9 protein-coding genes and 1 pseudogene are annotated in these 12939 nt (G+C 62.1%); 6 read left to right on the top strand and 4 right to left on the bottom strand.

The annotated features are described in order from the left end of the window. Positions 1-14: 14 nt before the first annotated feature. From AC58NV_RS06990 to AC58NV_RS06970, 5 genes are all read left to right on the top strand, one after another. On the top strand, positions 15-1385 hold the full coding sequence (locus AC58NV_RS06990; RefSeq protein ID WP_497226485.1) for an alanine/glycine:cation symporter family protein: 1371 nt from the start codon (positions 15-17) through the stop codon (positions 1383-1385). A 69-nt stretch (positions 1386-1454) separates the two neighbouring features. Continuing rightward, positions 1455-2552 carry a glycine cleavage system aminomethyltransferase GcvT gene (gcvT, locus tag AC58NV_RS06985; protein ID WP_497226484.1) on the top strand — a complete coding sequence of 366 codons (1098 nt, stop codon included), beginning with the start codon at positions 1455-1457 and terminating at the stop codon, positions 2550-2552. Positions 2553-2573: 21 nt separating this feature from the next. Beyond that, positions 2574-2939: a glycine cleavage system protein GcvH gene (gcvH, locus tag AC58NV_RS06980; RefSeq protein WP_497226483.1), complete on the top strand. Its 366-nt coding sequence runs from the start codon at positions 2574-2576 to the stop codon at positions 2937-2939. 61 nt (positions 2940-3000) lie between these two features. Next, entirely contained in the window at positions 3001-5853 is a 2853-nt protein-coding gene (gcvP, locus tag AC58NV_RS06975; RefSeq protein ID WP_497226482.1) for an aminomethyl-transferring glycine dehydrogenase, read from the top strand. Positions 5854-5960: 107 nt separating this feature from the next. Then, a complete protein-coding gene (locus AC58NV_RS06970; RefSeq protein ID WP_497226481.1) occupies positions 5961-6965 on the top strand; it encodes a helix-turn-helix domain-containing protein in 1005 nt (334 codons plus the stop codon). Positions 6966-7035: 70 nt separating this feature from the next. Here AC58NV_RS06970 and AC58NV_RS06965 read toward each other — a convergent pair whose 3' ends face one another. From AC58NV_RS06965 to AC58NV_RS06950, 4 genes are all read right to left on the bottom strand, one after another. After that, positions 7036-8331 (bottom strand): ABC transporter permease, encoded by a 1296-nt coding sequence (locus AC58NV_RS06965; RefSeq protein WP_497226480.1) that lies wholly within the window; start codon positions 8329-8331, stop codon positions 7036-7038. Further along, positions 8328-9248 (bottom strand): ABC transporter permease, encoded by a 921-nt coding sequence (locus AC58NV_RS06960; RefSeq protein WP_497226479.1) that lies wholly within the window; start codon positions 9246-9248, stop codon positions 8328-8330. Before AC58NV_RS06960 ends, AC58NV_RS06965 begins: the two co-directional genes overlap by 4 nt. A gap of 13 nt (positions 9249-9261) precedes the next feature. Then, complete coding sequence (locus AC58NV_RS06955; protein ID WP_497226478.1) at positions 9262-10374, bottom strand: ABC transporter ATP-binding protein; 1113 nt, start codon at positions 10372-10374, stop codon at positions 9262-9264. Between the two features lie 156 nt (positions 10375-10530). After that, on the bottom strand, positions 10531-11655 hold the full coding sequence (locus tag AC58NV_RS06950; protein WP_497226477.1) for an extracellular solute-binding protein: 1125 nt from the start codon (positions 11653-11655) through the stop codon (positions 10531-10533). A gap of 504 nt (positions 11656-12159) precedes the next feature. On the opposite strand from AC58NV_RS06950, the pseudogene AC58NV_RS06945 reads away from it, so the two are divergent. Continuing rightward, positions 12160-12921 (top strand): annotated as a pseudogene (locus AC58NV_RS06945) (NAD(P)/FAD-dependent oxidoreductase). Positions 12922-12939: the final 18 nt, after the last annotated feature.

Raw genomic sequence — 12939 nt, 5'->3', positions numbered from 1 at the left:
GCGGGAGGAGACCCATGGAAGCGTTAAATTCAATCGTAGGAGCCGTAAACGGCGTGGTTTGGGGGCCGATGATGCTGGTCCTCATTCTCGGCGTCGGCTTCTTCCTTCAGGTCGGTCTGAAATTCATGCCGATCCGGAAACTGGGCATGGGCTTTGGCCTGATGTTCAAAGGCCGTGAAGGCACCGGCGAAGGCCAAATCACTCCGTTCAACGCACTGATGACCGCACTGTCGGCCACCATCGGCACCGGCAACATCGCAGGTGTTGCCACCGCTGTGTTCCTTGGCGGCCCCGGCGCGCTGTTCTGGATGTGGATGACCGCGCTGGTCGGTATGGCCACCAAGTATTCCGAGGCCGTCTGCGCTGTGAAATACCGTGAGCGCGACGAAGAAGGCAACTATGTCGGCGGCCCGATGTATTACATAAAGAACGGCCTCGGCGCGAAATGGGCCTGGCTGGGCGTTGCCTTTGCCGTGTTTGGCTCCATCGCTGCCTTCGGCATCGGCAACGGTGTGCAGGCCAACGGCGTGGCGCAGGTGCTGGAAACCAACTTCGGCTTCAACACCTCCATCACCGGCGTTGTTCTGATGGTGCTGACCGGCGCCGTGATCCTGGGCGGCATCACCCGCATTGGCGCGGTGGCTGGTAAACTGGTTCCGTTCATGGCGGTCAGCTACATCATTGCGGGCCTGATCGTGCTGGTCATCAACGCAGACGCCATCGGCGCCGCGTTCGGCCTGGTCTTCACCCACGCCTTCACCCCGTCCGCAGCCGAAGGCGGCTTTGCCGGCGCAGCGGTTTGGGCAGCCATCCGCTTTGGTGTGGCCCGCGGTGTCTTCTCGAACGAAGCAGGCCTGGGTTCGGCCCCGATCGCTCACGCAGCGGCTGAGACCAAAGGCCCGGTCAACCAGGGCCTGATCGCGATGCTGGGCACCTTCATCGACACCATTATCGTGTGCTCGATCACCGGTCTGGCGATCATCGCCTCCGGTGCCTGGACCTCGGGTGAATCCGGTGCGGCGCTGACCTCGCTGGCGTTCGAGACCTCGCTGCCCGGCTTCGGCGGCTACCTGATCGCGATCGCGCTGTCGATCTTTGCCTTCACCACCATCCTGGGTTGGTCCTATTATGGCGAGAAGTGCATGGAGTTCCTGTTCGGTGTGAAGGTCATGCTGCCCTACCGCATCCTGTGGATCATCGCGATCTATTTCGGGGCCACCGCCGACCTGGGCTTCATCTGGCTGCTGGCTGACACACTGAACGCTATGATGGCCATCCCGAACCTGATCGCCCTGGCACTGCTGAGCCCGATCGTCTTCAAGGTGACGAAAGAGTTCTTTGCCACTGGCGGCAAATCGGAAGAAGCCGGCCAGGCTGCCGAATAAGCTCTCCGGGAGGGCGCACCCCGCGCCCTCCCCCACCCCGAAACCATAATAATTCAAAGGCTGCACAGGATGACCGACGCACCCAAACGCACCCCGCTTTATGACCTGCACGTCGAACTAGGCGGTAAGATGGTCGATTTCGCCGACTGGGAAATGCCGGTCCAGTACCCCATGGGCATCATGGGCGAGCACAAGCAGTGCCGTGAAAAGGCTGCACTGTTTGACGTCTCCCACATGGGCCAGGTGATCCTGCGCGGCGACAATGTGGGCGAGAAGCTGGAAACGCTCTGCCCACAGGCCTATGCCACCCTGAAAGAAGGTAAAGCGCGCTACGGCTTCTTCACCAACGAAGACGGCGGCATCATGGATGACCTGATCGTCTCCAATGCAGGCGACCACTACTTCGTGGTGGTGAACGCAGCCCTGCGCCATCAAGACATCCCCCACATGCAGGCCAACCTGGACGGCGTCGAAGTGACTGAGATTTTCGACCGCGCGCTGGTTGCCGTGCAGGGCCCCAAGGCCGAGGACGTTGTGGGCGAGCTGTGCCCTGCCGCCCGTGAGCTGAAGTTCATGGAAACCACCATTGCCGAGATCGGCGGTGTCGAATGCCGCATCTCGCGCCTGGGCTACACCGGCGAGGACGGCTACGAGATCTCGATCCCGGAAACCGACGCGATCCGCGTGTCGAAGCTGTTCCTGGCCCATGACGACTGCGAGCCCGCAGGCCTAGGCGCCCGCGACAGCCTGCGCCTAGAGGCAGGCCTCTGCCTCTATGGCAACGACATCGACCAGTCGACCTCGCCGATCGAGGCGTCACTGTCCTGGGCTATCCAGAAGCGCCGCAAGGAAGAAGGCGGCTTCCCCGGTGCCGCCCGTATCCAGAAAGAGCTGGCCGAAGGCGCAGCAAAGAAACTGGTCGGCATCAAGCCCGAAGGCCGCGCCCCCGCCCGTCAAGGCGTTGAAATTCAAAGCGAAAGCGGCGATACTCTGGGTGCCATCACCTCTGGAAGCTTCGGCCCCACCGTCGGCGGCCCGGTCGCCATGGGCTATGTTGCGGCAGATCAAGGCGCCATCGGCACCAAGGTGAACCTCATCATCCGCGGCAAGGCGCAGCCGGCTGAAATCGTCGCCCTGCCCTTCGTTACTCAGAACTACAAACGCTAAGACATCATCAGGAGAGTCAACATGGCCACCTATTACTCTGAAGAGCATGAATGGATCACCGTAGAAGGTGACGTGGCAACCTTGGGCATCACCCAGCACGCCGCCGACCAGCTGGGCGAAGTTGTCTTCGTCGAGCAGCACGAAGCGGGTGAAGAGTTCGAAAAGGGCGGCGAGATCGGCGTCATCGAGTCGGTGAAGGCCGCCTCCGAAATCTACGCGCCGCTGGACGGTGAAGTGGTCGAGGTGAACGAAACCCTGGCCGACAACCCCGGCGCCCTGAACGAAAGCCCGGAAGGCGACGCCTGGATCTACAAGATCAAGATCTCCGACGCCTCCCAGCTGGAAGATCTGATGGATCTGGACGGCTACAAAGCCCTGATCGGCTAAGCACCCCTTCCCCGCCGGAACAGCCCGGCGGGGTCTATTGCCCCAGACAAGGACCCATGTAATGGCCTTCAAACTTACCGATTACGAAGCCTATGACTTCGCCAACCGGCGCCATATCGGCCCTTCTCCGACCGAGATGCGGGATATGCTGCAGGTGATCGGCTTCAAGACCCTGGACGAGCTGATCGACGCCACCGTGCCACCCGCCATCCGCCAGAAAGAGGCGCTGGACTGGGGCCCGGCGATGACCGAGCGCGACGCCCTCTTCCACATGAAGCAGGTGGCCTCCAGGAATAAGGTGCTGACCTCGCTGATCGGCCAGGGCTACTATGGCACCACCACCCCGGCGCCGATCCTGCGTAACATCCTGGAAAACCCGGCCTGGTACACCGCCTATACCCCCTATCAGCCCGAAATCTCCCAGGGCCGTCTTGAGGCGCTCTTGAACTTCCAGACGATGGTCAGCGACCTGACCGGCCTGGACATTGCCAACGCTTCGCTGCTCGATGAAGCCACCGCCGCCGCCGAAGCCATGGCGATGGCGCACCGCGGCTCGCGCTCCAAGGCGAACAACGCGGCCTTCTTCGTCGACAAGAACTGCCACCCGCAGACCGTTGCCGTGATCCAGACCCGCGCCGAGCCCTTGGGCATCGACGTGGTGGTTGCAGATCCCGACGATCTGGATCCGGGCACAGTCTTCGGCGCGATCTTCCAGTACCCCGGCACCTACGGCCATGTGCGCGATTTCACCAATGAAATCGAAGCCATCCACGAGCACAAGGGCATCGCCGTTGTCGCCGCCGACATCCTGGCGCTGGCGCTGCTGAAGTCGCCCGGCGAGATGGGCGCGGACATTGCCATCGGCTCCACCCAGCGCTTTGGCGTGCCGATGGGCTATGGCGGCCCGCATGCGGCTTATATGGCGACCACCGACAAGCTGAAGCGCGCCATGCCCGGCCGTATCATCGGTGTCTCCGTCGACGCCCGCGGCAACAAGGCCTACCGCCTGGCGCTGCAGACCCGCGAACAGCACATCCGCCGCGAGAAAGCCAACTCCAACGTCTGTACCGCACAGGCGCTGCTGGCTGTCATCGCGTCGATGTACGCGGTCTACCACGGCCCTGACGGCATCAAGGCAATTGCCCAGTCGGTGCACCGCAAGACCTCGCGCCTCGCTGCTGGCCTGGAAGAGCACGGCTTCAAGGTGCAGCCGGAAGTCTTCTTCGACACCATCACCGTCGAGGTCGGCCCGCTGCAGAAAACCGTCATGGAAGCAGCGGTTGCCCGCGGCGTGAACCTGCGCAAGATAGGCGACAGCCACATCGGCATCTCGCTGGATGAGCAGACCCGCCCGGAAACCATCGAAGCGGTCTGGGGTGCCTTTGGCATCGAGAAGAAAGACGACAGCGTCAAGAACCGCGCCTACCGCCTGCCCGACTATGCGCTGCGTGAAAGCGAGTATCTGACCCACCCGATCTTCCACAAGAACCGGGCCGAGGCAGAAATCACCCGTTACATGCGCCGCCTGGCCGACCGCGACCTGGCGCTGGACCGTGCAATGATCCCGCTGGGGTCCTGCACTATGAAGCTGAACGCGACCATCGAGATGATCCCGGTCACTTGGCCGGAATTCGGCAACCTGCACCCCTTCTGCCCGGAAGACCAGGCGCAAGGCTACCACCAGATGATCGCCGATCTGAACGACAAGCTCTGCCAGATCACCGGCTATGACGCGATCTCCCAGCAGCCGAACTCCGGTGCGCAGGGCGAATACGCGGGCCTTCTGACCATCCGCAACTACCACGCGGCCCGGGGCGAAGCGCACCGCAACATCTGCCTTATCCCAACCTCCGCGCACGGCACCAACCCGGCGTCGGCACAAATGGTGGGCTACAAGGTGGTTCCGGTGAAATCGGACGACAGCGGCAATATCGACGTCGCCGACTTCCGCGCCAAAGCCGAGGAGCATTCTGCGAACCTGGCGGCCTGCATGATCACCTACCCGTCGACCCACGGCGTGTTTGAAGAAACCGTGCAGGAAGTCTGCCAGGTCACGCATGATCACGGCGGCCAGGTCTATATCGACGGCGCCAACATGAACGCCATGGTGGGCCTGGCCCAGCCGGGCAAGATCGGCGGCGACGTTTCGCACCTGAACCTGCACAAGACCTTCTGCATTCCGCATGGCGGCGGCGGCCCCGGCATGGGTCCGATCGGCGTCAAGGCGCACCTGGAAGAGCACCTGCCGGGCCACCCGGAATACGGCACCGCAGTGGGTCCTGTTTCGGCAGCTCCGTTCGGCTCGCCCTCGATCCTGCCGGTCAGCTGGGCCTACTGCCTGCTGATGGGCGGCGCGGGCCTGACACAGGCAACCAAGGTTGCGATCCTGAACGCGAACTACATCGCAGCCCGCCTCAAGGATGCCTACAAGATCCTCTACACCTCGGAAACGGGCCGTGTGGCGCATGAATGTATCCTGGACACCCGCCCGCTGGACGAAGAAGGCCACGTCACCGTGGATGACATCGCCAAGCGCCTGGTCGACTCGGGCTTCCATGCCCCGACTATGTCCTGGCCGGTGGCCGGCACGCTGATGGTCGAGCCGACCGAGTCCGAACCCAAGGATGAGCTGGACCGCTTCTGCGATGCCATGCTGTCGATCCGTCAGGAGGCTCAGGACATCATCGAGGGCAAGATCGATGCGCAGAACAACCCGCTCAAGCACGCGCCGCACACGGTGCGTGACCTGGTCGGTGAATGGGACCGTCCCTACAGCCGCGAGCAGGCCTGCTTCCCGCCGGGCAACCTCGGCGTCGACAAATACTGGCCGGTGGTGAACCGGGTGGACAACGCCTATGGCGACCGTCACCTGGTCTGCACCTGCCCACCGATGTCGGACTACGAAGAAGAGTAAGCCCAGGACTTCCTGGCTTACTGCCCCGCCGGTGCGTCCGGCGGGGCATCCCCGCAGCCCCTCCTGTACCGCTGCATCCCTGCATGTCCCGCTCAGAGGAGAGAATGATGTCCCGTCTCGAACCGCTGACCGTGCCAGCTTCCCGGCAAACTGCTTACGGCGCGGCCCTGGCCCGCTTCCACGATGTCGAAATCATTCTGCCGCAGCCGGACTCGCCCGCCGCGGCCCAGATGATCTGCGAAGTCTTCCGCGCCGCCAACGATCTGTTCCCCGACAGCGGCTACCGCACCGCCGTGCGCAACCTGGCATCGCAGATGCGCACTGTGCCGGAAGGCTGGAACCCTAAAACCGTGATCTTCCTCGGCGGCATTTCCAGCCGCTGGCCGCTGAACTCCGGTGAGAAAGCCAGCCTGCAGCGGATCTGCCGCCAGGCGCAGCGCTGCCTGTTCGCCGGCAGCGCCATTTTCCTCCTGCCGGAAACCGGCCTGAACGCCGCGGTCGAGACCGCCGTTCACACGAACTTCGCTGCTGCTGCGGAAGAGGAACAGATGATCTGCGCCCCGGCTGGCACCCTGACCACCTCCTCGGGCCGCATCAGCACCGCTGTCAGCAGTTTCGCTGCTCTGCGCGTCCTGGCCGCTTTCCTCCGCACCGACCGCGGTGCCTTTATTGCAGATGCGGTCTGCGATTATCTGGGCCTCGCCTTTGGCCCGGCCTCGGAGCAGTCGAAGGTCTCCTTGCAGCTGCGCCAGACCGCCGGCGGCGACGCGCTGGTGGTCAAGATCCTCGACCTGATGCAACAGAACCTGGAAGAGCCGCTTCTGATCCGCGACATCGCCCAGCAGGCCGGAGTGTCGCCGCGCAAACTGGAGCGCCGGTTCCAGCAGAAGGCGCAGACCAGCCCGCTGGCGGCTTACCGTAAGCTGCGGATTGAGAAGGCGCGCCAGCTTTTGCTGCACACCACTCTGCCGCTGGCCGAGATCGTCGCCGCCACCGGCTTCGGCTCCCGCAGCAGCCTGACGGAATGGTTCAAGCGCGAGTACAAGACCAGTCCGCAGGCCTTCCGCAAACAGTATTACGCGGACCGCCATCCGGCTGGCTCCCTGGCCTGACAGCGGCCGGTTCAGGCAACGCAAAAGGCGGCCCCTTCGGGCCGCCTTTGTTGTTTCAGGGCGGTGCGGTTTAGTTTCCGGAACCGCTGTCCTCACCGTCGCCCGACAGGGCGTTCGGGTTAAAGACATTGCCGAAGCCTGAGTTGTTGCCCTGCGGCTCCTGCTCTGCTTCAGACTCTGCCTCACCCTCGCCCGACAGGCTGCCCGGGGCAAAAACACCGCCGAAGCCGGAGTTGTTGCCGGAGCCTGTTGTTGGAGCGGTCTGGGCCGGGGCGGCCTCACCCTGTTCTTCCAGTTGCTGCTGGCGGCGCAGTTCGCGCTGGCGGCGCAGTTCCTTGATCCGCTCTTCGGTCTCCAGGCGCTTTTGCTCCTGCACGTTGGCGATACACTGCTGCGGGCTGTAGACCGTCGCGGTACCCACAACTGCCACAGTCGCACAGGCCACAACTACCAGCGCCACCGCCGCCACATTGGAGCTGAGGAAGCCCGGCAGCCGCAGCTTGCCGCTTTCCAGCTCTTCCACGGTTGCTTTCTTGCGCGCCTCGGCAACCAGCTGCTTGCGGCGGATGCTGGCCTCGTTGAACAACGCCGCGAACACCGTCAGCACCACAATGATGAAGGCCAGGGCCGAAATCGCCGGGGTGATGCCATAGCGGACCTTCTGCGCCAGTTCGATGGTCAGCGTCGGATACTCGCCGAAGGTGAAAGTGGTGGTGTTGTAGTTCTCGAAGCTCGCGAGGAACGCCAGCACCGCGGCGGACGCGATCGCAGGCCGCATGAACGGCAGCAGCACCTTGCGGAAGGCCTGGGCATGGGTCGCGCCAAGGTCCAGCGCAGCCTCTGTCAGCGCGATGTCATAACGCTGGAGACGCGCCACCAGCACCAGCATGCAGTAGCTGGCGATGAAGGTGGACTGGCCGATGATGGTCAGGAACAGCCCATTGGACAGGAAGCTGTCGGCACCAAGGCCCAGCATCCGGTTAATCCGGTCCCAGAACACCAGGGTCGAGATCCCCAGCACCACACCGGGGATGAGGATCGGCGCGATGATGATGGTATAATAGGTCGCGCGCAGCTTGGGCCAGATCTGGGTGAGCATCAGCGCCCCTGCCAGGCCCATCGCTACCGACAGCACGACCGTGCCCGCCCCGACCAGGATCGAGTTCCAGATACCGTTCAAAATCCGCTCGTCCTGGAACAGGGCCGAGAACCATTCAAACGTCAGGCACTCCCAGGGAGTCATCCGCGGGAAAGAGGGTGAGTTGAAGGCGGTTGCCGACATGATCACCAAGGGGCCCAGCAGATAGGCAAAGAAGATCGCCAAATAAACCCAGAGGCTCAGGCGCATAAAGGTGAAGTTCTTCATTTGCCGATATCCCCCATGTTCACCTTGAACAGGCGCATGACGGCCAGCACCAAGAGAATGCAGGTGACCAGCAGCACCACCGCATAGGCTGCGCCCTGCGGCCAGTCTGAGTTGTCATTGAACTGCTGGTAGATCAGCTGCGTGAACCACAGGGACGAAGGCCCGCCGAGGATCTGCGGCGCTGCCAGGGCACCGGCCGACAGCATGAACACCATGGTGCAGCCCGAGGAGATCCCAGGCTTGGCATAGGGTATGACCACCCGCCGGTGGATCATCGGCCAGCTCGCGCCCATGTCCCGCGCGGCCTCGATCTGGTTGCGGTCCAGGCTCTCGATCACATTGTAGATCGGGAAGATCATCAGCAGGATGTAGGCATACCCAAGGCCCGCATAGAGCGCGATGTCGTTGCGGATGAAGTCGAAGGGCGTATCGAATATCCCCAGCCCCACCAGCATATTGTTCAGCACCCCGGTCTCGCCAAAGATGATGCGCAGCGCAAAGGCCCGCAGAATCTCGTTGATCCAGTAGGGGATGATCAGCATCAGCGCGAAGATGCGGATGTGATTGCCCTTGGTCTGGGCAAGGTAATAGGCGATGGGATAGCACAGGATCAGGTTGAAGATGGTGACGCAGACCGCCGCCACCAGGGTGCGGAAGAACACCTTGAGGTCGACCGCGTTATAGTCCTGGCTGCCGCCCTCGGGGCCGTAGATCAGGTATTTATAATTCTCCAGCGTGTAGACGTCCTTGGGCCCGCCGATCTCCGGCGGCGGCAGGTTGGGCCGGAATGAGAAGTCGAGCATCGACAGCTGCGGCAGGATGATGAGGCCGATGGTCCAGAACAGGACCAGCCCCAGCATCAGGCTGCCCATGCCGGTGCCGTTTCGTTTGAAAAACTCCTTCAGGAAGCTTGGCATGGCTTGGGCCTCCTCATTCCGCGGCCAGCTCGCCCGCGGGCACGATGACGGCGTTGTTCGCCTCGTATTCCAGGGTGATGTTCTGGCCTGTGTGGTCCTCAAACGACTGGCCCAGGTTCGGGATAGAAACCTTCAGCTCCTTGCCGCCCTCGCCTTCCATGAAGATGTTGAAGACATTGCCTTCGAACTCTTCGTGGTTGACCTTGGCCGTCACGAAATGGTCGCCGGACGCGCCTTGCGGCGCCAGCGCAAAGGCCTCCGGGCGGATGAACATCATCGCCTCGTCGCCTTCCTTCATTTTGCCCTGGTTGGCGGTGGAAATCCGCGCCACCAACTCGCCCGAACGGTTGGTCGCGATCAGCGCCTCATTGCCCATGACACGCTTGACGCGGCCGCGGAAGACATTGTTTTCGCCAACAAAAGAGGCGGCAAAGGCAGTGGAGGGATCGTTGTAGATGGTCTTGCCATCCGCGATCTGGTCGATCACACCCGCCTTCATCACCGCGATGCTGTCGGACATGGTCAGCGCCTCGCCCTGGTCATGGGTGATGTAGATGAAGGTGATGCCGACCCGCTGCTGGATCTCGCGCAGCTCAGTCCGCATGTGCTGGCGCAGCTTGAGGTCCAGCGCCGACAGCGGCTCATCGAGCAGCAGCACGTCCGGCTCCGCGCAAAGGGCGCGCGCAATCGCCACCCGCTGGCGCTGGCCGCCGGACAGTTCGGAGGGCAGCTTGTCGCCCTGCCCTGGCAACGCAATCATGTCCAGAAGCTCATCGGCACGCTTGCGGCGCTCCTTGGCAGAGGCGCCCTTGATCTCCATCGAGAAGGTGATGTTCTCCCAGATCTTCATCAGCGGGAACAGCGCCAGGTTCTGGAAGATCAGCGCCGTGGGGCGCTTGTTCGGCCCGATCCCCTTCATGTCGTTGCCGCCGATCAGCACCTTGCCGTCGCTTGGCTCCAGAAAACCCGAAACCGCGCGCAGAATCGTCGTCTTGCCGCAGCCCGACGGGCCCAGGAAGGAGAAGAAATCCCCCCCATTGATGTTCACATTGGCATCGCGCACGGCGACAAAGTCACCGAAGCGGATCCAGAGGTTCTCGAGATCAACGCCGACCCCAGCACTCATTTGGCTTCTCCCTAAGGTACAGGTCCCCATTCCGGTGGCATGCCACCGGCCCCGCTAGGCCTGCTTCCTATTTCTGTTCGTGTTTGATTGCGCCGGACGGCACATGACTGGCCCCCGGAAAAATCCCGGGGGCCAAGTGTTTCAGGCGCTTAGGCTTCAAGCGCTCTTGAATTTGTTGACGAACTCAGTGCGCACGTCGGCATACCAGGGCGCCTCGGCCGGCCAGGGGTTCAGGTTGGCCAGTGAATTGCCAGGATAGGCCTCTGCAAAGTTTTTCTTGTAGACATCGCCCGAGAAGCTGTCGGCACCCAGCACCGGCGAATTGTAGCCGTGGCTGTCAATCGCCTTGCCTGCCGGCTCCTGCTCGTAGGCATAGGAGATGAAGGCGTAGACCTGCTCTTCGTTCTGCGCACCCACTGGCATCGACATGCCGTCGACCCAGGCCATCGCCCCTTCGACCGGCGCCTGGTAATGCACCGGCTCGCCGGCGGATTTCAGGGCCAGCGGCGGGCCGTCCCAGGTCTGGCCGACCACCACGCCTTCGTTCAGCAGGCCGTTCTTCTGAGTGTCGGCATCGTTCCAGATCAGCTTGATCCGGTCCTTGCGCGCCACGCACCAGTCGGTGACCTGGCCCCAGACCTTGCGCATGGTTTCCTCGTCGTCATAGGCGGCCCAGATCGAACCCGGCTCCATTTCGCCCGAGGCTTCCATGTAAAGGCCTGCACCCAGCATCATCGAATGTGCCCGGCCCATGGTTTTGCCGGCATTCTCTTCCGACCAGACATCGCCATAAGACGGCGCATCACCTTCCGGCAGCCACAGGTCGGTGCGGTAAGCGATGCCCTCGGTGCCCCAGATGTGCGGCAGCCAGTGCACGCCTGCACCGCCGAAGTTCCAGGCATCGGTGCCGATCTTGGCCATCGCCGGGTTCACTGCGTCGATGCTGACCTTGCTCATGTCGAAAGGCTTGAGCAGTTCCAGCGGCCCCCACTGCAGCGAGCGGTTGTTGGTCGGCGAAACGATGTCGAAGCCCTGGCCTTTGGTGGCCTTCATCTTGTTGATGATTTCTTCGTTCGACCCGATGCCGGTGTAGTTTACCTTGATGCCGGTCTTGGCTTCAAAGCCCGAAATGAACTCCGGTGGCAAATAGTCCGACCACATCAGGATGTTGATCTCGCCCGAAGACGCCAGCGCGCTTTTTGAGTAGAGCGGCGCCGCCAGTGCAGCGGCGCCGGCACTCTTCAAAATGCTCCGCCGCGTCAGCTTACCAGTGTTTGTCATTGATCCAATTCTCCCTTTGGACTGCAAATTGTTATTCTTGTTGTTTCAACGGTGAAACCTTGCGAAGGCTTGCCCGCATCCAACAGTGACAGTTTTAGAAAACGATAAGACCAGATCACCCATCAACCTGCGCAACATGGTGCCAGTTTTGGCACAGTTTGAGAACTCCCGCGACAAAATGCGATGAGAAACTATTCCTTTAGCAGCACTGTGCGCGCCGTGGCGCGGGCCGTCAACGCTCCTGCGCCTCCAGCCAGCACAAAGCTGCAACGTACAGTCAGGTAAAACATCGTGACTCAGCTGGGTTTTAACAGACGCCCCCGCAGGTAAAGGCGCATCGGGCGGCCGCCGTTGCCGTTGTTGCTCCCGCCGCCGCGCGTTCCAGCGGCATCCTCGCAATTGGCTCAACCGCGCTTTCGATTTTTTGCGAAATGCGTTCCTCCGTCTTGCCGACGCTGCCATCCCGCCGCTTAGTTAATAGGGAACTGTCAGGAGGTCCGTTTCATGAAATCGCGCACCAAGGTTGTGGTCATTGGCGGCGGCATTGCCGGCTGCTCCACCCCTTTCCACCTCACCCAGGAAGGCTGGAGCGACGTCGTTCTGGTAGAACGCAATGAATTAACCCGCGGTACCACCTGGCACTCGGCGGCGCAGGTCACGAACTTCGGCATGAACCAGACCATGGGCGGTTTGAAAAGCCATTCTATCGCGCTCTACAAAAAGCTGGCTGAAAACCCTAATATCCGATCAACTACCACCACGGCGATGGCGGCATCAGGCTCGCCAACACGCCGGAGCAGATGCAGGGGTACCGCCACTTCGCCTCGATGGCGCGGCATAGAGGTGCATTTTGAGATGATCGACGCGGCAGAATGCGCCCGCCGTCACCCGCTGATTTCAACGGACAATCTGGTGGGTGCTTGGTAGGATCCGCTGGATGGCGACATCGACCCGGCGCAGCTATGCCAGGCGCTGGCCTATCACGCGCGCAAGGCAGGCGCTGAGGTCTACCGCAACACGCCGGTTACGGCCCTCACCCAGCACAAGGATGACACTTGGACAGTGCATAGGGAACACGGCGACATCGACTGCGATATCGTGGTCAATGCCTGCGGCTACCGGGTGAATGAGGTCGGCGCGATGATGGATGTGCACCATCCGGTCGCCTCGATGGAGCATCAGTATTTCCTGACCGAAGACATCCAAGGCATTGTAGAGGCAGGCCACCGGATGCCGCTGATCCGCTGCCCGATCTCAGACTACTAATGCCGCCAAGAAAAGAAC

Source organism: Leisingera sp. ANG49, assembly GCF_059694505.1.
This window is presented reverse-complemented; position numbering and strand designations above follow the sequence as displayed.

Bases quoted from the DNA above. Each gene is read 5' to 3' on its own strand.
- AC58NV_RS06990 (WP_497226485.1), top strand. From the start codon at position 15: ATGGAAGCGTTAAATTCAATCGTAGGAGCCGTAAACGGCGTGGTTTGG.
- gcvT (WP_497226484.1), top strand. From the start codon at position 1,455: ATGACCGACGCACCCAAACGCACCCCGCTTTATGACCTGCACGTCGAA.
- gcvH (WP_497226483.1), top strand. From the start codon at position 2,574: ATGGCCACCTATTACTCTGAAGAGCATGAATGGATCACCGTAGAAGGT.
- gcvP (WP_497226482.1), top strand. From the start codon at position 3,001: ATGGCCTTCAAACTTACCGATTACGAAGCCTATGACTTCGCCAACCGG.
- AC58NV_RS06970 (WP_497226481.1), top strand. From the start codon at position 5,961: ATGTCCCGTCTCGAACCGCTGACCGTGCCAGCTTCCCGGCAAACTGCT.
- AC58NV_RS06965 (WP_497226480.1), bottom strand. From the start codon at position 8,331: ATGAAGAACTTCACCTTTATGCGCCTGAGCCTCTGGGTTTATTTGGCG.
- AC58NV_RS06960 (WP_497226479.1), bottom strand. From the start codon at position 9,248: ATGCCAAGCTTCCTGAAGGAGTTTTTCAAACGAAACGGCACCGGCATG.
- AC58NV_RS06955 (WP_497226478.1), bottom strand. From the start codon at position 10,374: ATGAGTGCTGGGGTCGGCGTTGATCTCGAGAACCTCTGGATCCGCTTC.
- AC58NV_RS06950 (WP_497226477.1), bottom strand. From the start codon at position 11,655: ATGACAAACACTGGTAAGCTGACGCGGCGGAGCATTTTGAAGAGTGCC.